Source organism: Embleya scabrispora, assembly GCF_002024165.1.
Taxonomy (GTDB): Bacteria; Actinomycetota; Actinomycetes; order Streptomycetales; family Streptomycetaceae; genus Embleya; species Embleya scabrispora_A.
In genome coordinates this window covers 4,655,385-4,674,847 of the sequence record NZ_MWQN01000001.1, presented here as the reverse complement: position 1 = coordinate 4,674,847, position 19,463 = coordinate 4,655,385, and the positions used below count along the sequence as shown (strand labels likewise).

The following is a 19,463-nucleotide window of genomic DNA, read 5'->3' as shown; positions in this document are numbered from 1 at the left end:
ACCCATCGCCCGGAGGACTCGATGATCGACCCCGCCACCCGCGCCAAATGGGACGCCCACGTCCGTCGGCAGGCGCACGGTCTCCGGCTCAAAGAGATCGCCAAGCGCCTGCGCGGCGTCCGCGCCTGGGAGCGCAACACCCTGCCCGACAACAACTACTCCTCGGTCGGTGCGGCGTGCTCGGCCGGCGAGTGGCAGCGCATCCACGACCTGATGACCGAGACCGGCCGCCCGATGTACCAGATCGAACGGGACCCGGTCGTGCAGCGCGAACAGCGCGAGCAGGATGCGGCGATCGACCCACCGCTCACGCTCGCCGAACTCGCCGCCGCAGAGAACGTGTGGCAGCGGCTGCAGACAATGCGGGCGGCGCCGGCCGGGTGGACCGTGCGGCAGGTCGCGCTGACCATCCGGCTCGACCGCATCCAGCGCGGCATGCCGCCCGCGGACCTCGTGTGCGTCGGTACGTGCGACTGCTGCGGGCGGCCGGGCCAGCAGTTGCAGGCGACTCCGGGCGCGTGGGTGTGCGCGGACCTCAACGCGTGCGCCGCCAACGGAGGGCTGGACGAGTGAGCACCCCGACCGCCGCCGCCCCGAGGCTCCGGGCGGCGGCCCCCACCGACATCCGCTGCGCGCGCTGCGGCGGATCCGCCGTCGAGCCCACCGACCCCGCCCAATGCTGCTGGGGCTGCGGCGGGACCGGCATCGAGGGCTCCGCCGACGACACCTACCGAGGTGAACCGTGACCACCACGCTGAGCGGACGCCGGGTCACCCCGACCGCCCGACTGATCACCCCCGCCGACGCCGACCACGACGTGTGGCTGACCGCACGCCGCGGCGGCATCGGCTCCTCCGACATCGCCGCCGTCCTGGGCCTGTCGAAGTACGGCAACGCCCTGTCGGTCTACCACGACAAGCGCGGCAGCCTGCCGCTGGAAGGCGACGACTCCGAACCCGCACTGTGGGGGCGCGCGATCGAGGACACCGTCGCCCGCGAGTGGTGCCGGCGGAACCGCTCCTTCGGCCGCCGCGTCGGCCTGGTCGCCCACACCGAACGCCCCTGGCAGCGCTGCACGTTGGACCGGCGGATCGTCGAGTGCCCCCTGTCGGCCGAGCGTGAAGCGTGCGCGCTGGAGATCAAATGCCGGTCGGCGTTCAAAGCCGGGCAGTGGCGGGCCGGGATCCCGGACGACGTCCTCGCGCAGGTGCTGTGGCAGGCCGACGTCACCGGCTTCGACCACGTCCACGCCGCCTGCCTGATCGGAGGCAACGACTACCGCCAGTTCGTCATCCGCGTGGCCGACTACGAGGCGACGATCGACGACCTGCGCGCGGCCGGCGCCCACCTGTGGGAGCAGATCCAGGCGGGTCGGCCCCCCGTGCTCGACCGCGACGCCGACCCGGACCCGCTGATCGACCTGTATCGGCGGCTGCACCCCGACCGCCAGGGCCTCGTCCGGATCGACCGTGACGGCGACGCCCAGAATGCACTTGGGGACTACTGCGAGGCCGCAGCTGACGAGTCCGCCGCGAAGAAGGCCAAGAAGCAGGCGCACGCCAGGCTGCTCGGTCACCTCGGTGGCGCGTACATGGCGGTGCTGGGCGACAAGCCCGCGTACTCGATCGAGCAGTCCTCGAAGTCGACGCCGGACCTGGCGCGGCTCCGCGAGGAGTTCCCCGAGGCGTACGCCGCGTGCGTCGTCGAGAAGACCCACGACCGTCTGAGCATCCCGGATGCGGTGCGCAAGGAGTATGCCCGATGACGTCCCTCGCCGAGCGCGCGGCCGCTGCGGCCGGCCGCAGCAGCGACACCCCGGCCGACACCGAAGCCGACTCGTCCACCACGCAGTTCACCGGCGCCCCGGCACCCGAGATCGACATGAGCACCTACGAAGTCGGCGACCAGGACCCGGAGATGATCCCGGTCCACCTCGCGTGGCTGCGGGTCCGCCGCGACATCCGCTTCATCGGCAAGGGCGAGCAGTACAACGGCGGCGGCACGCGCTTCGCGTTCCGCGGCGTCGACACCGTCGTCAACGTGTACAGCCCCATCACGCTCAAGCACGGCGTGAACATCCTTCCGGTCCGCACCGTCGCCGTGTACCGCGACACGGTCAGCAGCAAGAACAACCGCATGCACGAGTGCACCGTCACCTGCACGTGGCAGGTCATGGGCCCCATGGGCGACTCGTTGCCCCTGTTGCAGACGTGCGGCGAGGCGCTCGACTCGGCGGACAAGGCCACGGCGAAAGCCCAGTCGGTCGCACTGCGCGAACTGCTCACCAAGGGCGGCATGGTGCCGACGCAGGATCCGGACCCGGACAGCTCGTACATCGAGCGCGGCGAGGCTCCGGCACGGTCCGCGGCCAGTTACGTCGAGGAGATCTGCGAACCGCGGACCTCTCCCGGCCGGTTGCGGCAGATCCACTACGAGCTGAAGCAGGCCCGCCTGCTCGACGCGCGGGTCACCAACGAGGTCGGCGACGAGGAAGCGATCGGGCCGATGGTCGTGCGCATCGGCAAGGAACGCGTCGGGGCTGATGCCTCGTGAGCGACTTCGTGCAACCGCACCTGGGCGGCGTCGCGAGCGCGCCCTGGCACACGGGTTGCCTGGCCTCGTACGACTGCGAGACGACCGGGGTGGACGTGGACACCGCGCGGATCGTCACCGCGGCGCTCGTAGTCCCGGGCCGGGAACCGGTCCTGTGGCTGGCCGACCCCGGGATCGACATCCCGGACGAGGCCGCCGCAGTCCACGGCGTATCGACGGAGCACGCCCGCGAGCACGGCCAACCGGCCGCCCTGGTGATCGACGACATCTGCGAACGTCTCGCGGACGAGGTCGCCACCCGCTCGGTGTTGATCATTATGAACGCGCCCTACGACCTGACGGTCCTCGACCGCGAGTGCCGCCGACACGACCTGCCCACCCTGGTGGATCGCCTCGAAGGCCAAGAGCCGCACGTCGTCGACCCGCTCGTGCTGGATCGGGCGGCGGACAAGTGGCGCAAGGGCTCCCGCAAGCTGGATGCCCTCGCAGCGCACTACGGCGTCAAGTTCGATCGGGCGCACGCCGCCGACGCCGACGCGCAGGCCGCTCTCGACGTTGCGGTCCGCATCGCCGAGAAGTTCACCGAGTTGCAGGTGCCGGCCGCGCAGCTGCACGCGTGGCAGGTGGTGTGGCATGCCCGTTGGGCTGCGTCGTTCGAGGAGTACCTGCGGCGCAAGGACCCGACGGCGGCGATCGATCGGTCGTGGCCGGTGGTGCCCTACGCGGGCGGCGTCTCGTGACGGGCCGCATTGCCACCCTGCTGGGCCGGGTCGTTCCGGCCCGGCGGGGCCCTCGCACCGCAGCCCCGGTCTGCAACGGCGCGCACGTCGTCACCACCGTGACGATCCCGCCTCGGCCACACCGCGCCCCGGGCCAAACCCTCGCCGATGAGGACTGGTACGTCGCGCCCGGCTCCATGTGGGAGCCGGTACCGACCGGCCGCCACCGGAGGCCCGGGTGATCGTCGACGCCGTCCTCGCCTACCTCGCGTTCATCGTCTGCACCGTCGCGGTCCTGCGCGAGGCCAAAGCCCGCAACCGCGCCGAACACACCCCGCCACACGGAACCGGAGGATCCGATGTCCCTCGCGACCAAGCAATGCAACCGCTGCCACCGGAACAGGACCGTCAGCAAGTTTTGGCGCGACGCCCGGCTGCCCGACGGCTTCCGCGGCATCTGCACGACCTGCAGCGAACTCACCCGCGGCACCGGCCGCCGACCCGACGAAGTCGACCCGATGGCCGTCGAACGCGCGGTCGCCGGTAACCCCGGCAAGCTCAACCCCGCCGAGTGCCGCGAGGCCGTCCGCATCCTCACCGAACGCCGCCTGAGCTACCGCGACATCGCCGAGCATCTGCGCGTCGCCTCCCGCACGGTCACCCGCGCCCGCCGCCACCTGCACCTGACGCCGCCGCTGTGCAGGAGCTGCGCGAGCGGTGCGTGCCGCTGGCACATCGAAAGGACTGCGGCATGACATACCGCGTCATTCTCACCGGCTCCCGCTGGTGGGCGAAGCCCATCATCATCCGGGCCGTCATCGGGGATCTCCACGACGAGCACGGCCGCAACCTGGTCATCGCCCACGGCGCCTGCCCCACCGGCGCGGACGCCCTCGCCGACTCGATCGCCGCCGAATTCGGCATCGCCCGCGACCCGTTCCCCGCGTACTGGGACCACTGCGCGCCGACCTGCCCGCGCAGGCCGCACCGCAAACCGCGCAAGGCGGGAGACGTGCACCACCCGGGCAGCTTGCCGACCTACTGCCCCGGCGCCGGTCCCCGCCGCAACCTGGCGCTCGCCCAGCGCGGCGCCAAGGAGTTCGTGGCGTTCGCCGGGCCAGGGGCATGGGGCACCGCCAACATGATCAAGGCGGCCCGTGAGCACGGCATCCCCGGCCGCAAGTGGACGCCCGCCAGCGGCCAGCCGGTCGTGCTGCCCGCGCTCGCCCGGCGAGGTGTCGCATGACCGCCATCGACGACATCGCCCGGGCCCGCGCCGCAATGGCCCGCACGCTCCACGCCGTGCGGCCCGACCTCGAGGTCGTGGCCTACGGCATCCCGGCACCCCAGGGCAGCAAGCGCCACGTCGGCGGCGGACGCCTGATCGAGTCCTCCAAGCGGGTCAAGCCGTGGCGTGAAGCCGTCTGCCTGGCCGTCCGCGAGGTGCTCGACGGTACGGGGGCAGACCCCCTCGGCGGGCCGCTCGCGGTCGAGATCGTGCTCACCGTCGTCAAGCCCGCCTCCGCGCCCAAGCGACGCACCACATGGCCGATCACCCGGTACAGCGGCGACCTGGACAAGCTCGTCCGGGCCACCTTCGACGCGCTCACCGACAGCGGCGCGATCGAGGACGACTCACGGGTCGTTGAGGTCACCGCCACGAAGGTCTACCCGGAGGAGGGCGTCGACGCCCTGCGGCGCCCGGGGGCCGTCATCCGCGTATGGCGGATCGGGCAACGGGTCGCGGTGGCCCTGTCATGAGCGCCCACCAGGACAACCTGTTCGGCGGCGCCGTTACCCCCACCGTCCTCGCCGGTACGCGCCCACCCGTCTCCGACGACAGCGCCGGCGTCCGCCGCACCAAGCGGCAGATCGCCGACGTCGCCGCCGGACGCCACCCGCTCACCGGCGGCGGCCTCAACCCGAAAGCGCCCGCGGACGCCCGCGACAAGCAAGCCGTCGGGCTGCGCTGCGGCTCCTGCGTCCACCGGATCTTCCAAAGCGGCCACGGCAAGACGTGGCCCAAGTGCGACGCCTACGGAGCCGCCTACCTCACCCACGGCGCGGCAACCGACGTCCGCGCCTGGTGGCCCGCCTGTGGCCGACACAAGCCGCACACCACCTGACCCACCCAAGCACCTCCACCGAAAGGACCCACCATGCCCCGACTCCCCAAGGACGCCGTCCCCGAGGTCAAGCTCGACTCCTCCGGCGGCGCTGTTGAGATCAGCCTGACCCGCGACCAGCGGCGGGAACTCTTCGAGGCACCCGACTCCACCGTCATGGCCGTCGTCGAACTCACCGCGAAGAAGTACAGCGGCACCGCCGCGAGCGAGGAGAAGGCGCCACAGGTCGTCGTCCGCGTCACGTTCGCCGAGACCGCCCGAACCCCCGACGAGGAACGTGGGCTGCGCGAGGCAATGCGGGCGATGTTCCGGCGGCGCAAGCTCGACGGCACCCTCGACGAGGTCGGACCCGGCCCGCGCGACCCGAGCCTGTACCTGGACGAGATGACCGAACGCCTGCCGTCCGAGGCCGAGTTCCGGGCCCGCATGGACGCGTGACGAACCGTCACCAGGACACCGGGGGCGGGCCGCACGCCTGCCCCCGGTGCTCGGCCCCGGTCCTCCACAGCCCCACCGACGGGCATCTCGACGCCGACCCGCACCTATACGGCCCATACCTCCCCGGCGGCGGGTCCATCACCACCGACCAGGCCCTCGACGCACTCTCGACCGGCACCCCGGCCGGCCACCGACGACACATGTGTCCGCCGCCCACCTGCACGCAGCTCACGCTCATCTGACCGAGGAGTCCCGTGGACAACGTCCATTACCTGCGCGAGGACGAGGGACCCCTGACGCGCCTGCCGCCCCACGACATCGACGCCGAGATGCGCATCCTCGGACTGTCCATGTACGACCCCGCGGAGCACGCTCGCGCCGCTGCGCTCATGGACCCGGGTGATTTCTATCGGGCGGCCCACGAGACTTTGTGGCGGGCGCTGTCCCGCCTCCATGCGGAAGGCACGCCCACCGATCCGATCGCTCTCAACCACGAGTTGACCCGCAGCGGCGACATCAAACGCGTCGGCGGCGCGCCCTACCTCCACACCGTGTACTCCCAGGCCGCAGTCGTTGGCCAAGCCGAGTACTACGCGGCGATCATCCACGAACACGCGGAGATCCGCTCCGAGATCGCCCTGGGCACCCGACTCATGCAGAACGGCCACTCGCCCGACCACGATCGCGAACTCGCCGGGAAGCTCATCACCAGCTTCGTCGAGAAGCGGACGGCCGCCACCCTGGACGTCGCCCACCCCTGGGCGCCGCTCGACCTGACCGACGTAGTCGCGGGCAAACAGCTCAACGCCGCACCCGAGTTCCTGCAGCGCGACGACGGCGAGTCCCTCCTGTACGCGGGCAAGATCCACTCGGTGTCGGGGGAGTCGGAATCCGGCAAGACCTGGCTGCTGCTGCTGGCCTGCGCCCAGCTCATCGGCGCCGGCGGCGTCGTTCTGTACCTCGACTTCGAGGACTCCGCCGAGGGCATCGTCGGGCGCCTCATGGCGCTCGGCATCCCCGCCGACCTCATCCTGCAAGGCCTGCGGTACTGCCGACCCGACATCCCGATCGATGACGCGGCCCGGTCCGTCATCGGCGCCGTCATCGAGCGGGACCGGCCCGGCCTGTGCGTCGTGGACGGCGTCACCGAGGCCATGAACCTTCACGGCCTGGACCCGCTCGACAACAAGGGCGCCGCCCAGTTCTACGAGGCGGTTCCGCGGTTCGTCGCCCGCAAGGGCCCGGCCGTGGCGATGATCGACCACGTCGTCAAGGACGCGGAGAAGCGTGGTCGGTACGCCATGGGCGCCCAGCACAAGCTCGCCGGCATCGACGGCGCCGCCTACCTGGTCGAGCCGATCAAGCCGTTCGGGTACGGCGCGCACGGCATCAGTCGGGTGCGTGTGGCGAAGGACCGGCCGGGCCGGGTTCGGGAACACGCGGTCGGCGCGGTGATCGGCGACCTGCAGATGTTCTCGTCCGAGGACCGGAGCGTGCGGGTCGAGTTGCGGTCGCCGCGGCCCTACGACGGCCCTCCCGGGTCTGCGGGCGGTACGCACCGGCCGACGGCCCTCATGGAGAAGGTCAGCCGCATCGTCGAGGAGACCCCGGGCTTGTCGAAGGCGTCGTTGGAGGCGCTGACCGGCGGCAAGCGAGAGGCCGTCCGCGCGGCAATGGAGTTGCTCGTTCGCGAAGGCTTCGTGGTGGTCGAGAAGGGTGAGCGGAACGCGCTCGTCCACCGGTCTGCGAGGCCCTACCGGGAGGCTCCGGATGCGTCCTGAACGACCTCGCCCCACCTCGCCCCTGATCTTGGTCCCTACTCCGACAGTTCGGACATCCGCGACCTCGCCCCGCCGAGGGGCGAGGTGGGGGCGAGGTCGAATCGGACATAACCGGCGCGATTCTGACGGATCGTCAGCTTTGAACTTCCATGATCAGGGGCGAGGTCAAAACCACCTCTGACCTGCATAAACACCTAAACGATCACACCTCGCCCCGACCTCGCCCCCACCTCGCCCCCGATCACCGGCCAGCACCCGAAAACGACCTCGCCCCGCCCCCTCCCCTATAGGGAGGGGCGAGGTCGTGGGGCTGGTGAATTTCTCGAAAGGACACCCGGCCCGATGCCGACCCGAACCCAACGCGGAGACCCCCGCCCCGACACCCCACCAACCGCCCGCGAACGCGAAGTCCTCGCCCTCGCCGCCCTCGGCCACAGCAACGCCGAAATCGGGCGCGCCCTCTACCTCGCTCCGGCATCCGTCAAATGCCACATCCGCCGCACCTCCATCCGCCTCCGCGCCAACGACCGCACCCATGCCGTCGCCATCGCCCTCAGCCGCGGCTACATCGAACCCCTGGAGCACTGAACCCACATGGCCGGAGACACCACCATCTGCATCGTCGGCAACCTCACCGCCGACCCCGAACTCCGATGGACCCCCAGCGGCGCCGCCGTCGCCAACTTCACCGTCGCGTCCACACCCCGCGCCTTCGACAAGCAGACCAACGAATGGAAAGACGGCGAACCGCTGTTCATGCGCTGCTCCGCCTGGAAGCAACTCGCCGAGAACGTGGCCGAATCCCTCCAGCGCGGCACGGGCGTCATCGTCCAGGGCCGGCTGAAGCAGCGGTCCTACGAGACCAAAGAGGGCGAGAAACGCACCGTCGTGGAGCTCGAGATCGACGAGATCGGCCCGAGCCTCAAGTGGGCCACCGCCACGGTCACCAAGGCCAGCCGCGGTGGCGGCGGCAACGCACGGCAGCAGACCCGGCAGAGCGGCTGGGGCAACCCGCCCAACTCCAGCAACGAAGCCCCCTTCTGACCCACCCCGCCAGGGCCAGCTACCGCCTCCTGCCCGACCCCAACACCCAGGACCCGACATGACCGAGCCCCTCGCCAACCACCTCGCCGACGCCGCCACCGCAGCCGGCCTCGTCCTCCCGCACGCAGTCGACTGCTCCGACGGACACGCCTCCGTCCACACCCGCCCGGCCTCGATGGGCCAGTGGCAGCAATGGTGCGACCTCGTCGCGGTCGACGCCCAGACGATCACCACGAAGAACGAGTCCTTCACCTACGGCAAGGGCGGATTCGGCGACTACCGCATCACCCTCTACGGCCACGGCGTCCCCGGCCTCCGGCTCGCCGCCACGACCGGACGACCCACCGACCCCGCCACCAGGAGCACCTGATGCCCCGCACGCCCGACAGCCACCGCCGGCCACCCACCCCGGCCGAACTCGACCTGGCCGATGCAATCACCGCGGCCATCGAGGACCTCACCAGCCGTGAACCGGCCTGGCTCGCCGTCGCCGTCGTCCGGGCTGCCGTAGACCAGGGCTGGACACCACCCACCACCCAGGAGCGCATCGCCGACGCCATCCAGGCTCGGGGCGACGAACTCCGCGAGTCCGGCGGCGAGCTGTCCAGCCGCGAGATCCGCGACGCCTACCACGACGCCGCCCGCATGGTCCGCGACGCCGCCGCGACCACCACACACGGCCGCAGCCCGGCCGACCACCCGACGGAGACGCCCCGATGACCGAGCCCACCGCGGCGCCGCTCGACCTCGACGCGATCCGGGCCGACCTGGCAGCCGTCCCCGCCCCGCCCTGGCGATGGAAGGTCGACGGCCACACGGTGCTCGTCGCCGGCCGCACGGTGGTCATCGCGACCGACCACGAACCCGACCCCGACGGCTGCGACGTCGAGGTGCTGTTCCACGAGGTCCGCGACGGCCGCAGCATGTTCTCCGGCACCGAACTGGTCGACGAGGCGGGCGGTATCGACAACGCGGTCGCCCGGTTCACCGAGCGGGCGCCCGACTACGTGGCCGCGCTGCTGGCCGCACTCGCCGAGCGGGACGCCACGATCGCCCGCTACGACACCGCGCTCATCGAGGTCACCCGCGATGCCGACGAGGACGACGACGGCGAGCCGACCCGGGAGGCGCTGATCGAGACGATCGCGGCGACGGACGCGGAGCGCGACCGGCTGGAGGCGGTCGTCGCCGAACAGGCCGCCGAGATCCAGCGCCTGCGGACCACCGCCGTCGCGATCGGCCCCGGCCTGGGCGCCCTGACGGCGGACCTCGCCGGACGCATGGCGGCGGAGATCGGGCGCCGAGACGAGGCGGACGCGAATCCCGGGCGTGGGATGCCCACGCGGGGCGACTGGCGGCTGGCGCGGGACCGGACATGGGCGGCCGAGCACGCGGCCGAGCGGCTGGAGGCCGAGCGGGACGAGGCGCGGGACGACGCTGCCCGGCTGCGGTCGGCGTGGCGGTCCGCCTGGCGGGGCCGGCACGAGCTGCGGGTCGAGCACCGTGACGCCGTGGCCGTGGCCCGGTGGGCGCTTGCCGAGACCTACGCCCACCGGGGAGCCCTGGGCTGGATGCGGGTGACGGACCGTTCGCCGGCCGCCGAGCCGCCGCTGTACCCGCCGCGCGTCGAGTGGGTCGTCCAAGCCCGCGAGCCGTGGCAGCCGGGGGCGGCGGCGGATGGCTGGGTGGACGACTGGGGGCCGTATGCGCGCCGCGAGGACGCCCATGCCCGGGCTGCCCGGCGGCGTGCACGGCCGGGGGCGTCGGAGGTGCGGGTGCTCCGGGTGGAGTCGACGCATTGGCTCGACGCCCCACGCGCCCCTGAGAGCCCCGCAGGCGCGCCCGCATCCAAAGAGACACCCGACACCCGCTGAGCCCGCAGACGGGCACACAGCCGCGCGCACGGGCCATCCGAGCCCGGCCGACGACAGGAGACACCACCGATGACCCCCGCCGCGCGATCCGACGCCGAGACCATCCGCGTCCTCCGATCCGGCCTCGGCGCCGCGAAGGCACTCGTTGCCCACCAGATCAGCGTCCTCGGCGGTTGGGACGACTGCCCGGCCTGCCAGGCGGCCAGCAACCAATGCGACGGCTCCCTGGCCTGCGACAACGCACGCCAGGCCATGGCAGCTCTCGACCGGGCCTACTTCCTGCCCGACCCGTCCTGACCCACGCAACAGCCCGCCCCTCGCGCGAACCGAGGGGCGGGCCCGCACAGACCGTACCCACCACCACCCCCAGGAGAGACCCATGGGTTGGGCATCAGCCGGCCACATCTTCGACCCCGTCGCCCGCGCGCTCATCGACGCCGGAGTCGACGGACCCACCAAGCGCAAGGTCCTCGGCGACCTGATCAGGAGGCTCCAGGACGGCGACTGGGACACCGAAGACGAGTCGCTGGAGCTGTTCCTCGACGACCCCGACGTCGTCGCCGCGTTCGCCGACCACGGCATCCGCATGCCGGTCGACCCGGAGACCGAACTCATCGCCGCACGGGCCGAGATCGACGCGCTGCGCGGTCGCGTCGCCGACCTGGAGCACCAACTCGCCACCCGCAGCACCTGAACCACCCGCCCGGCCGGGGCCACGCGCCCCGGCCCCACCACCGGAGACCACCATGCTCGCCGACCGCCGCACCCGCACCGTCGTCCACCACGAATGGACACTCCAAACCCCCGCGCACTACACCGACGTCGCCGACGCCATCAACGCCGCAGTCGTCGCCCGCGACAACGACCCCAACGCGGACAGCTCCGTCCTCGTGACCATCGACGACGACGTCATCGTCATCGGCTACCGGGCAGACCAGCCCCCGCAGCGCGCCGGGTTCATCGGCGAGGAACCGAAGCGATGACCGCCACCGCCTCCCGCGCCGTCGGCCTCAACACCCGCGCCCTCCGCAAGCAGGTCGGCTGGACCATGCAGCAACTCGCCGACCGCTGCACCGAACACGGCCTCGCGGTTCACCGCGCGACCATCAGCAAGATCGAACGCGGCATGAGCGACGGCGCACCCGTCCACGTCAGCGCCGACCAACTCGCCGTCCTCGCAGCGGTCTTCGGCGTCACCGCCGACAGCCTCCTCGCCGCCGCCGACTGCCCGACCTGCACCGGCACGCCGCCCGCCGGGATGACGTGCAACACGTGCGGCACACGCACCCCCGCCACCCACACACGGGAGCCGCAGCGATGACCGAGCCCCGCATCCACGTCCGCCCTACCCGCTACCAGGTGTGCGCGCTCCCCGAGGGCGACATCAACGAACCGTCCTACACGATCGACGTCGAGTACCGGGGCCGCGATCTCTGGGCCGTCACCCGCCACAGCCGGTGCCTCGGCCGAGACGGCACCTGGGACTACGAGATGCGGCCGTCCGAACGCGAGGACGACTGGCTCCGCGAGCACCGCTTCGACCTCGACACCGCGCTCGAACTCGCCCGCGCCGCCGCCCCACACGTCACCGTCAATGGCCACACCGTTGCCGAAGCGCTCGCCCAAGCCGAGGAGGCCGACCCGACATGACCGAGCCCACCGCCGAGCAGCTCGACAACCTCCTCGACCGCGCCGAACGCCACGCCCTCACCCGCGCCGAAACCGACCGCCTCCGCGCCGGCATCGCCCGCCTCACCACCGAACGCGACCGGTGGCGGCGCGGCTACGACCACCACTACCAGCGCGCCGAACGAGCCGAGGAAGCCGACCAGCGCGTGCGGGACTACGCCAACGGCCTCAAGGCCCGACCCGCCGGCCACGGCCTCACTGCGGCCGGATGCGCCGACCGGATCATCGCCGCCCTCGACAACCGGGGGCCGAAGTGACCGGCCCCGTGATCAACCTCGCCGACCGCCGACCCCCCGCCGGCGACGAACCCGCCATCTGCCCCTGCGGCTCCTGGTACTGGGTCCTCCGCTCCAACCACGAACGCTGCCCCGAGCACGGCGCGCTGACGCTCCGCACCGACGGCACCGTCTCCGGATACGCGGGCTGGCCGTACTGCGCTCGCTGCGACCGGCGCTGGTCGCCCTGACGCGCCGAGGGCCCGCGCTCGATCGGCGGCTCCGAGAGCACGGGCCCTACACCGGCCGGGGGGGTGGGCCGGACCAGGGACGGTACGCCCGACCTGCAACGACCGCCATACGTAGATCGTTTCGAGACCGGAACGAAACCGGACAGACACACCAAGGAGCACGAACATGACCGAGCCCCGCAGGTTCTACCTCGACCGCCGGACGGACGTCACCGGAGCCTCCGGCACCGGACGGGTCGCCGACGGCGTGATGTGGCCCGACGGCACCGTCACCGTCCGCTGGCGCGGCGCCCGACCCAGCACCGTCAACTGGGCCAGCATCCACGACGCCGAGCACGTCCACGGCCACGGCGGCGCCACCGTCATCACCTGGATCGACCCCGCGCCCGAGGTGCCCTCGATGACGCGGGAGGAGTACGAGCGCGGCTTCCCGTTCGGTCGGTCGGCCGGCTGACCCGGACGCGGCGGCGGCCCCCGGTCACCCGAGGGCCGCACGGTCCCGCCTCACACCCCGGACCGTACCGCCCAGGGAGCGACCATGCACGACGCGATCCGAGACCTCACCCGCATCCTCAACACCTGGCCCCTCCTCACCGGCGAGCCCGGCACCCGCAGGCCCCGCCCGCCCCGCCGCGAACTCACCCCCGCCGAACAGCTCGACCGCTACGTCGAGTGGGTCGCCGAACGCCGCGAAGTCGAACTCGGCATCCACGGCCGCGGCGCCTCACCCGCACCGTGCGACCTCGACCAGCTCCTCGCCGCCCACCGCCTCACCGCCGACCTGTGCTCCCTCGCCGACCGCATCGCCCAGGCCGTGCAGCCCGCGGCGCCGCCGTCGCGCGTGCTCCGGCGGCTTCGGCACAGCCTCGTCCGCGGCGTCCCGGCCCGGACGTACACGGAACTGACCGGCGCCGACCCGAACAGGTGGGACTACACGTGGCGGCACGGCGCCCCCTGGGCCTGCCTGTGGCTCCTCGGCGCGGTCGAACGCGGGCTCCCCGCGCTGCTGGAGGACGACGTCACGTCCACGGCGGCGAGCGTGCTGCGCGGCGTGTACGCGGCGATCGACGGCCAGGAGGAGCGGTACGCGGGCCGGTGCCCGTGCGGGTCGACGCTGACCGTCGCACCCGGGGACGACGTGATCACCTGCGGCCGGTGCAGGGAGGCGCGCGGTCGGGACGACTGGTGGATGCTGACCGCCGCCGCACCGCCCGAGCGCGTCGACACCCGGCCGCCGCTGATCGACGAGCACGAACAGCGGCTGCGGGCTGGGTGGTCGGCGGCGTGAGGTCAGTTGGCGGGCGGGGTCGGCGGCTTCGGTGGCGTCGCCGCGTACTTGCGCAGTGCGTCGTTGAGGACGTCGGTCATCGTCCGCCCCTCGATGTCGGCCTTCGCTTTCGCGGCGTCCCAGATCGCGCCGGATCGGAAGCGGCGGATGGGCGTCTCGCCCGTTGCGGGTCTGCCGAGCTTGGCCATGAGTCCTCCTTGAGTTTCCGTGGTCACAGATTCTAAGGGTGACATGCGGAGAAGGGGTTGCGTACTCACCGGGAGAATGCTTTTATGTGGACACAGAAACACCGCTTCAACAGGGGAGTCCACCGTGAACGCCACCGCCCGCGCCGCCCGCCACCACACCCGCCAGGCCATCCGCACCAACCGCGCCCGCCGCACCGCCACCCGCGCGGTCGCCACCGGTCTCGCCACCGCCGCCGACCACCTCACCGCCGCCGGCATCGAGCCCGCCTCCGCCAAGCGGTTCGCCGGAGCGTTCTCCCGGGGCGTCGAGCCCACCGCCACCACCGCCGGCCGCATCAAGCTCCGGGGCCGCGTCACCAAGCGCGTCACGGTCAAGCTGTACGACCTGCCGGCCTTCGTGGCCCGCGCGCTGGTCTACCGGCCGAAGGACCGCACCGCCGCCGCCACGTTCGAGCGCCTCGCGTACCGCCTCGCCGCGTAGCCCCGCCCCGGGATGGCCGCACCGCCTGGCAGCAAGCTGGCCACCCCGGGCCCCACATCCACCCACAACGAGCAGCAGGGAGACCCATCATGACCGACACCAACCGCCGAGTCCGCATCCTCAAAGACGTGGCCGCCGAGCACATCGCGGCAGCCGCCGACTGCATCGCCGCCAGTGACGCCGACCCCGACGCCCGGCTCCGGCACTACGCCGCCGCCGCCGAGTACTACGAGGCCGCCGCTCGCGCCTACCGCGTCCTCGCCGGGCAGCGCTCATCGATCTGACCGTCGAGGCCGACGGCCGTATCGCCGCCCTCCACCCCGCCTGACGCCGTCCCGCTCGCCGACCCCGGACACACGCCCGGGGTCGGAGAGTGCGCCGGACCAGCCGGCCGCGAGCAGCAGGGAGCACCGCTATGCCGAACCCGTACCCGCGCGGCCTTGACGGCCTCGCCGCAATCAACCGAAACAGCCGCCTGCTGTGCCTGCTCTGCTACGGCGAACCGCAGGACGGCGACACCACGCACTCCGGCCACGACATCGTCGCCGGCATCGTCCCCAACGAGTGCAGCACCTGCCGGCGTCCGATCGTCCGCAACGCCGACTGATACCCGAACACATGTGCGAGATCATGGCGGGGTGGACACCGACCACCCCGCCCCCGCACGCAGCCTCGCCTGGCCCCCGACCCGCGACTACGACACCATCCGCCACGGCGGCCACCCCCACCCCTGGCCCTACGCCCTCCTCGCCATCGACGGCGCCTGGCGCCACGGCTGCATCGCCGGCTGGACCCAGCTCCGATCCGGCGCCGTGATCATCCACACCGAGTGGACCGGCGACGACCGCCGCCACTACGCCGACGACTGGGTGTACGACTCCGACTGCGTCATCCCCGGGGAGCGAGACATCTGGGGACCGAACCGGCCACGATGACGCCATGGACACGCGCCCGCCGACTGCCGCGCACCACCCGCCAGTTCGGGTGGCCCAACCCGGCGGCGGCCGGCTCGACGCCCGCATCCGCTGGTGGCAGCGGGACGCGACCGGCGCGTGGTGGGCCCTGATCGAGTACCAGGGCTGGGTCAACGGCGAGGAACACACCCTCGTGATGAGGGTCCCCGGCGCGCGGGTCGAGCGCCTGCCGGGCGAGGACTACTCGCGGGTCGAGCGCAAGCGCGCGACCTGACGCGACCCTCGCGTCCGCAACTCGACCCTCGCGCCGGAGGGCGGGCTGCGGGCGCTTCGCATTTCTCCGGACCGACAACCGCCGTCCGCGACCGCTCGACCTGCGCACCGTCGAACTCGCGGGCCGCGCCCGCTACTTGATCATTACGCGACCCTCGAAAGAATCGCAACAGACCATCATAATCCGTGATATAACGACGGGACGAGAACAGAAAAACGGCCCTGGCCGGTGTTGGTAGCACCGGACGCAGGACCTGACCACGAACGAGAACGGACCTCGTCATGGCTGCGACGCACGTTATCCAACGTGGGCGCTCCCGGGTGATCACCCCCCAGGACACGCCCACACATCACCCCCACGCGGCACCCCCGCGACCCACGCGCCCACCCCGCTCGACCCCCGAGCCCCGCGTCACCGGCTGGCACGTCTCGGCCGCCATGCTCGCGTTCACGATCGTGGCCGGCCTCCTGGTCCTCACCGTGATCGTCGGCATGCGCGTGTCCTGGGTACCGCTGCGCGACACCGCCGTCGACGTGGGCCTGGGCGAGGTCCGCCGGTGGTATCCCCTGGCGATCGACGGACTCGACGGCGTCGCGATCATCGCTGCTATCACCCTCTACGGCCGCGCCGGCTACCGCGCCGCCATGGGCACCGTCGTCGGTCTGACCGCGGTGTCAACGGTCCTCAACGTCGCGCACGGCCTCGAAGCGGCGCGCGTGACCCACGAGTCCGCGTCGATGACCTGGGCGCACGTCACGCTCGCCGCAGCCGCGCCGAACCTGTGCATCGCCCTCGGCGCGCACCTCGTCGCCGTGATGCTCCAGCGCGTACGCGGCCTCCTCGACGTGTGGCTCGCCCAACGCGCGACCCGCGCGCCCAAAACCGCGAAGGTCGAGCGCAAGCACGCGAAGGCCGCGCCCACCCCCGAGCCGCAGGCCCTCGAGGTGGCGGCCGAGGCGCCGGCCGGCGAGGACACCGACACCCACGACCGGGCGGACGACGCGACCGGCGAGCCCGAGATGCGACCCGCGAGCGCGGAGCCCGAGCCCGCACGCATCACCGCGAGCCAGGCCGCCGGAATGCTCGGCGTCCACCCGGCAACCTTCCGCGACTGGGCCGCCAACGGCATCGTCCCGCTCGCCGGGCGCAACGAACTCGGCTGGAAGATGTACGCCCGCGCCGACGTCGAAAAGCTCGTCAGCTCGGCCAACTAGCCTTCACCACACCCCGGGCGAGCAGGCGCCGCGCGCCGCCCCCGGGCCCACGACAGGACCCCACCATGGCTCGCTCCATCGTCGAAGCAATCGGCGACCAGGACGTCACCGACGACATCGCCTTCAACGAACTCTGCGAACGCATCCGCAAAATCGGACGCGAAGGCGCCACCCACATCTCCTACCTCGCCGACGAAATCCGCGGACTCCTGTCCGAACTCCCCGAACACCCCGACGCCGATCACTCGTCGAAAAAACGCGCGTCCCTGATCGCGGGCCACATCCAGTCCGCCGCCGACGCGTTCAACACCGCCGCCGTCTGCGCGGCACGCGCCAAGTCGAGTTTCTCCAAGCACATGGCCCCCGAACTCGACGACGCCTACGGCACCACCAGGCCCAAGGCCGCCAAAAAGCCCGACTTCAAGATCGGGGGCAAGAAGTAATGGCCGCCCTCCAGCAACGCGCCGCAGAACGCGCCCTCTCGACCGTCGCCCCCTACGTCCCCGCCTGGCTCGCCACCCCCGCCACCTACGGCCTCGCCCACGCCGCGCACACCGCATGGCACGACCAGCCCGGCCCCGCCATGGCCAGCGCGCTCCTCGCCGCCGCCGTCACCTGGGGCACCAGCCACATCACCCCCACGTCCGCACCGCTGTGGCGCGCGCACGCCACCGCCACCGTCGGCCTCGCCACCGGCGGCATCGCCCTCTCCGCCGCCATCGACCCCACCAGCCCCGGCGCCCTGTCCGCCTGGGCCATCCTGGGCATCGCCACGCCCCTGTCGTGGACGATCCGCCGCATCACCCGCAACGGCGGCACCACTTCGGACGGCCCGAAAGCCCTCACGGCCGGAGACAGCGGCCTCGCCGCCCAGGTCCGCGCCCTCAAGGGCGTCGAAATCGGCCCGCCCGCCGTCGAAGGCGGCCGGGTGAAGGCACCACTCCACGTGGTCTCGCCCGAAGGCGACATCGAGCGCGTACAGGACGCCACCCGCACCATCGCAGCGGCCCTGGGCGTCGGCCGCAACAGCGTCCGCGTCCAAGCCGACCCCGACGACGCGGGCCGCGCCGAACTGATCGTCGTCCCGCGCGACCACCTCAAACACACCATCCCCTGGCCCGGCCCATCAGCCCCCGGCGGCAGCATCGGCGACGGCTTCGCTGTCGGCCTGTACGAGGACGGCATCCCCGCCGTGTTCTGGCTCAACGGCGACCCCGAAGCAGGCCGCAACGCCACCCACCTGGGCGTGTTCGGCATGAACGGCAGCGGCAAATCCTCCGGCGGGGAAGTCACCTGGGCCGACCTCCTCACCCGCCGCGACGCCTGCCTGTGGCTCGGCGACCCCGTCAAAGGCGAACAAACCCTCGGCGCGGTACGGGCCGGCGGCGACTGGGTCGTCACCGACACCGCCGGATGCCGAGACCAGATCCGCGCCCTCCCCGACGTCATCGCCGCCCGCGCCGACCAGCTCGGCCGGTGGGGCCACAAGCAGTGGACCCCCGACGTCTTCGAGACCCACGACATGCCGGCCCTCGTGGTGTGGTGGGAAGAGGCCGCCAAGCTCTTCCGCGACGAAATCGGCGAGGACATCACCGGCCTCCTGGAGACCGCGCGCTCCGCCGGCGTGTTCATCGTGATCTCCCTCCAGCGGCCCTCGGTCGGCATCATGTCCGGCGACGACCGCGAACAGATCGGCGCCACCTGGTGCTTCGGCGTCAAGGGCAGCACGACGGCGAAGATGGCCCTCCCGCCGGAGGTTCGCGCCGCGGGCGCCGCCCCCGAAGCGTGGGCGAACCGCCGGGCCGGCTACGCCTACCTCGTGGCACCCGGCGTGGACGAGGAGCGGTACGCCACGCCCATGCGGGCCTACCGCATCACCGCCGAGCAGCTCGCCGAGGCCGTCGAGGGGTACGCCGAGATCCGCGCGAGCTTGGACGCCGTGTCCGCCGCCGCCGCGGGCGGCGCCTACGCAAACCGGCACCGGGACGCCACGACAACGACCATGCCCGCCCCCCGCCAGGGGCCCGCTGTGATCGTTCGTGACACCGATCGCCTTGACCTGCCCGTCAACCACGAGCCCGACTTGCCCGAGCCCGACGTCGACGCGCCGATCGAGGTGCCCACCACGCCGTCGATCACCTTCGCCCGGCCGGCCACTCAAGAAATGCCCCGTGAACAGGCCGTCGCGCTGCTGCGGGAGACAATCGTGGAGATGAACCGCGCCGGCCGCACCGAGTTCCGGCCGCACGATCTTCGGGACGTCCGCGCGCGGGTCGGCCGCGCCCGCACCTGGGTCACCGGCGAACTCCAAGCCCTCGTCAAAGCGGGCCTGCTGGAGGACGACGGCCGCGGCAACTACCGCATCCGCGACCTCGTCCCCGCCTGACCTGCCCTGACGCGTCAGACGCGTCAGG

At 72.1% G+C, this 19,463-nt stretch carries 33 protein-coding genes and 1 pseudogene; 33 read left to right on the top strand and 1 reads right to left on the bottom strand.

Annotated elements, in window-relative coordinates:
* Positions 1-21 precede the first annotated feature (21 nt).
* From B4N89_RS20825 to B4N89_RS20710, 25 genes and pseudogenes are all read left to right on the top strand, one after another.
* Positions 22-573 (top strand): hypothetical protein, encoded by a 552-nt coding sequence (locus B4N89_RS20825; protein ID WP_078977353.1) that lies wholly within the window; start codon positions 22-24, stop codon positions 571-573.
* Complete coding sequence (locus tag B4N89_RS49875) at positions 570-746, top strand: hypothetical protein (protein WP_161500769.1); 177 nt, start codon at positions 570-572, stop codon at positions 744-746. Before B4N89_RS20825 ends, B4N89_RS49875 begins: the two co-directional genes overlap by 4 nt.
* Complete coding sequence (locus B4N89_RS20820; RefSeq protein WP_078977352.1) at positions 743-1,765, top strand: YqaJ viral recombinase family protein; 1,023 nt, start codon at positions 743-745, stop codon at positions 1,763-1,765. Before B4N89_RS49875 ends, B4N89_RS20820 begins: the two co-directional genes overlap by 4 nt.
* The gene (locus B4N89_RS20815) at positions 1,762-2,553 is read left to right on the top strand and encodes an ERF family protein (protein WP_078977351.1); all 792 of its coding nucleotides are present in this window, start codon (positions 1,762-1,764) and stop codon (positions 2,551-2,553) included. Before B4N89_RS20820 ends, B4N89_RS20815 begins: the two co-directional genes overlap by 4 nt.
* Positions 2,550-3,293 (top strand): exonuclease domain-containing protein, encoded by a 744-nt coding sequence (locus tag B4N89_RS20810; RefSeq protein ID WP_235618710.1) that lies wholly within the window; start codon positions 2,550-2,552, stop codon positions 3,291-3,293. The genes B4N89_RS20815 and B4N89_RS20810 overlap by 4 nt, the downstream gene beginning before the upstream one ends.
* 338 nt (positions 3,294-3,631) lie before the next feature.
* On the top strand, positions 3,632-4,027 hold the full coding sequence (locus B4N89_RS20805) for a hypothetical protein (protein ID WP_078977350.1): 396 nt from the start codon (positions 3,632-3,634) through the stop codon (positions 4,025-4,027).
* Complete coding sequence (locus tag B4N89_RS20800; RefSeq protein ID WP_078977349.1) at positions 4,024-4,518, top strand: SLOG family protein; 495 nt, start codon at positions 4,024-4,026, stop codon at positions 4,516-4,518. Before B4N89_RS20805 ends, B4N89_RS20800 begins: the two co-directional genes overlap by 4 nt.
* Positions 4,515-5,033: a RusA family crossover junction endodeoxyribonuclease gene (locus B4N89_RS20795; protein ID WP_201260873.1), complete on the top strand. Its 519-nt coding sequence runs from the start codon at positions 4,515-4,517 to the stop codon at positions 5,031-5,033. The genes B4N89_RS20800 and B4N89_RS20795 overlap by 4 nt, the downstream gene beginning before the upstream one ends.
* Complete coding sequence (locus B4N89_RS20790; protein ID WP_078977348.1) at positions 5,030-5,398, top strand: hypothetical protein; 369 nt, start codon at positions 5,030-5,032, stop codon at positions 5,396-5,398. The genes B4N89_RS20795 and B4N89_RS20790 overlap by 4 nt, the downstream gene beginning before the upstream one ends.
* A gap of 33 nt (positions 5,399-5,431) precedes the next feature.
* Complete coding sequence (locus B4N89_RS20785; protein ID WP_078977347.1) at positions 5,432-5,836, top strand: hypothetical protein; 405 nt, start codon at positions 5,432-5,434, stop codon at positions 5,834-5,836.
* Between the two features lie 254 nt (positions 5,837-6,090).
* Positions 6,091-7,617, top strand: a complete 1,527-nt coding sequence (locus tag B4N89_RS20775; RefSeq protein WP_078977345.1) for a DnaB-like helicase N-terminal domain-containing protein — start codon at positions 6,091-6,093, stop codon at positions 7,615-7,617.
* A 342-nt stretch (positions 7,618-7,959) separates the two neighbouring features.
* Positions 7,960-8,205: a response regulator transcription factor gene (locus B4N89_RS20770; protein WP_078977344.1), complete on the top strand. Its 246-nt coding sequence runs from the start codon at positions 7,960-7,962 to the stop codon at positions 8,203-8,205.
* A gap of 6 nt (positions 8,206-8,211) precedes the next feature.
* A pseudogene (locus tag B4N89_RS20765) lies at positions 8,212-8,649 on the top strand (single-stranded DNA-binding protein); the annotation flags it as partial.
* A 70-nt stretch (positions 8,650-8,719) separates the two neighbouring features.
* Complete coding sequence (locus B4N89_RS20760) at positions 8,720-9,031, top strand: hypothetical protein (RefSeq protein WP_078977342.1); 312 nt, start codon at positions 8,720-8,722, stop codon at positions 9,029-9,031.
* The gene (locus B4N89_RS20755) at positions 9,031-9,381 is read left to right on the top strand and encodes a hypothetical protein (protein ID WP_078977341.1); all 351 of its coding nucleotides are present in this window, start codon (positions 9,031-9,033) and stop codon (positions 9,379-9,381) included. Before B4N89_RS20760 ends, B4N89_RS20755 begins: the two co-directional genes overlap by 1 nt.
* Positions 9,378-10,535, top strand: coding sequence for a hypothetical protein (locus B4N89_RS20750; RefSeq protein WP_078977340.1), 1,158 nt, complete (start codon positions 9,378-9,380; stop codon positions 10,533-10,535). Before B4N89_RS20755 ends, B4N89_RS20750 begins: the two co-directional genes overlap by 4 nt.
* Before the next feature lie 69 nt (positions 10,536-10,604).
* Positions 10,605-10,832 carry a hypothetical protein gene (locus B4N89_RS20745; protein ID WP_078977339.1) on the top strand — a complete coding sequence of 76 codons (228 nt, stop codon included), beginning with the start codon at positions 10,605-10,607 and terminating at the stop codon, positions 10,830-10,832.
* Between the two features lie 82 nt (positions 10,833-10,914).
* The gene (locus tag B4N89_RS51535; RefSeq protein ID WP_235618709.1) at positions 10,915-11,229 is read left to right on the top strand and encodes a hypothetical protein; all 315 of its coding nucleotides are present in this window, start codon (positions 10,915-10,917) and stop codon (positions 11,227-11,229) included.
* Positions 11,230-11,281: 52 nt separating this feature from the next.
* Positions 11,282-11,518: a hypothetical protein gene (locus B4N89_RS49870; protein ID WP_161500768.1), complete on the top strand. Its 237-nt coding sequence runs from the start codon at positions 11,282-11,284 to the stop codon at positions 11,516-11,518.
* Positions 11,515-11,856: a helix-turn-helix domain-containing protein gene (locus B4N89_RS49865; RefSeq protein WP_161500767.1), complete on the top strand. Its 342-nt coding sequence runs from the start codon at positions 11,515-11,517 to the stop codon at positions 11,854-11,856. Before B4N89_RS49870 ends, B4N89_RS49865 begins: the two co-directional genes overlap by 4 nt.
* A complete protein-coding gene (locus B4N89_RS20730) occupies positions 11,853-12,185 on the top strand; it encodes a hypothetical protein (RefSeq protein WP_143658043.1) in 333 nt (110 codons plus the stop codon). Before B4N89_RS49865 ends, B4N89_RS20730 begins: the two co-directional genes overlap by 4 nt.
* A complete protein-coding gene (locus B4N89_RS20725; protein WP_078977336.1) occupies positions 12,182-12,481 on the top strand; it encodes a hypothetical protein in 300 nt (99 codons plus the stop codon). Before B4N89_RS20730 ends, B4N89_RS20725 begins: the two co-directional genes overlap by 4 nt.
* On the top strand, positions 12,478-12,690 hold the full coding sequence (locus B4N89_RS20720; protein ID WP_078977335.1) for a hypothetical protein: 213 nt from the start codon (positions 12,478-12,480) through the stop codon (positions 12,688-12,690). Before B4N89_RS20725 ends, B4N89_RS20720 begins: the two co-directional genes overlap by 4 nt.
* A 166-nt stretch (positions 12,691-12,856) precedes the next feature.
* Positions 12,857-13,144 carry a hypothetical protein gene (locus tag B4N89_RS20715; protein ID WP_078977334.1) on the top strand — a complete coding sequence of 96 codons (288 nt, stop codon included), beginning with the start codon at positions 12,857-12,859 and terminating at the stop codon, positions 13,142-13,144.
* 84 nt (positions 13,145-13,228) lie between these two features.
* On the top strand, positions 13,229-13,978 hold the full coding sequence (locus tag B4N89_RS20710) for a hypothetical protein (protein ID WP_078977333.1): 750 nt from the start codon (positions 13,229-13,231) through the stop codon (positions 13,976-13,978).
* A 2-nt stretch (positions 13,979-13,980) separates the two neighbouring features.
* Here the strand turns inward: B4N89_RS20710 and B4N89_RS20705 are convergent, their stop codons facing one another.
* Complete coding sequence (locus B4N89_RS20705) at positions 13,981-14,166, bottom strand: hypothetical protein (protein ID WP_078977332.1); 186 nt, start codon at positions 14,164-14,166, stop codon at positions 13,981-13,983.
* Between the two features lie 124 nt (positions 14,167-14,290).
* Here B4N89_RS20705 and B4N89_RS20700 point away from each other — a divergent pair, with 124 nt between their 5' ends.
* The 8 genes from B4N89_RS20700 to B4N89_RS20665 all read left to right on the top strand — a co-directional run bounded on the left by B4N89_RS20700 (position 14,291) and on the right by B4N89_RS20665 (position 19,435).
* A complete protein-coding gene (locus B4N89_RS20700; RefSeq protein ID WP_078977331.1) occupies positions 14,291-14,647 on the top strand; it encodes a hypothetical protein in 357 nt (118 codons plus the stop codon).
* A gap of 89 nt (positions 14,648-14,736) precedes the next feature.
* Positions 14,737-14,931, top strand: a complete 195-nt coding sequence (locus B4N89_RS49860; protein WP_078977330.1) for a hypothetical protein — start codon at positions 14,737-14,739, stop codon at positions 14,929-14,931.
* Positions 14,932-15,062: 131 nt separating this feature from the next.
* Positions 15,063-15,254: a hypothetical protein gene (locus tag B4N89_RS20690; RefSeq protein WP_078977329.1), complete on the top strand. Its 192-nt coding sequence runs from the start codon at positions 15,063-15,065 to the stop codon at positions 15,252-15,254.
* Between the two features lie 31 nt (positions 15,255-15,285).
* Positions 15,286-15,582, top strand: coding sequence for a hypothetical protein (locus B4N89_RS20685; protein WP_078977328.1), 297 nt, complete (start codon positions 15,286-15,288; stop codon positions 15,580-15,582).
* Between the two features lie 4 nt (positions 15,583-15,586).
* Positions 15,587-15,835, top strand: coding sequence for a hypothetical protein (locus B4N89_RS20680; RefSeq protein WP_143658042.1), 249 nt, complete (start codon positions 15,587-15,589; stop codon positions 15,833-15,835).
* A 281-nt stretch (positions 15,836-16,116) separates the two neighbouring features.
* Positions 16,117-17,049, top strand: coding sequence for a hypothetical protein (locus tag B4N89_RS49855; RefSeq protein WP_161500766.1), 933 nt, complete (start codon positions 16,117-16,119; stop codon positions 17,047-17,049).
* Positions 17,050-17,114: 65 nt separating this feature from the next.
* Positions 17,115-17,492 carry a hypothetical protein gene (locus B4N89_RS20670; RefSeq protein ID WP_078977325.1) on the top strand — a complete coding sequence of 126 codons (378 nt, stop codon included), beginning with the start codon at positions 17,115-17,117 and terminating at the stop codon, positions 17,490-17,492.
* Entirely contained in the window at positions 17,492-19,435 is a 1,944-nt protein-coding gene (locus tag B4N89_RS20665) for a hypothetical protein (RefSeq protein ID WP_078977324.1), read from the top strand. The genes B4N89_RS20670 and B4N89_RS20665 overlap by 1 nt, the downstream gene beginning before the upstream one ends.
* Positions 19,436-19,463 lie beyond the last annotated feature (28 nt).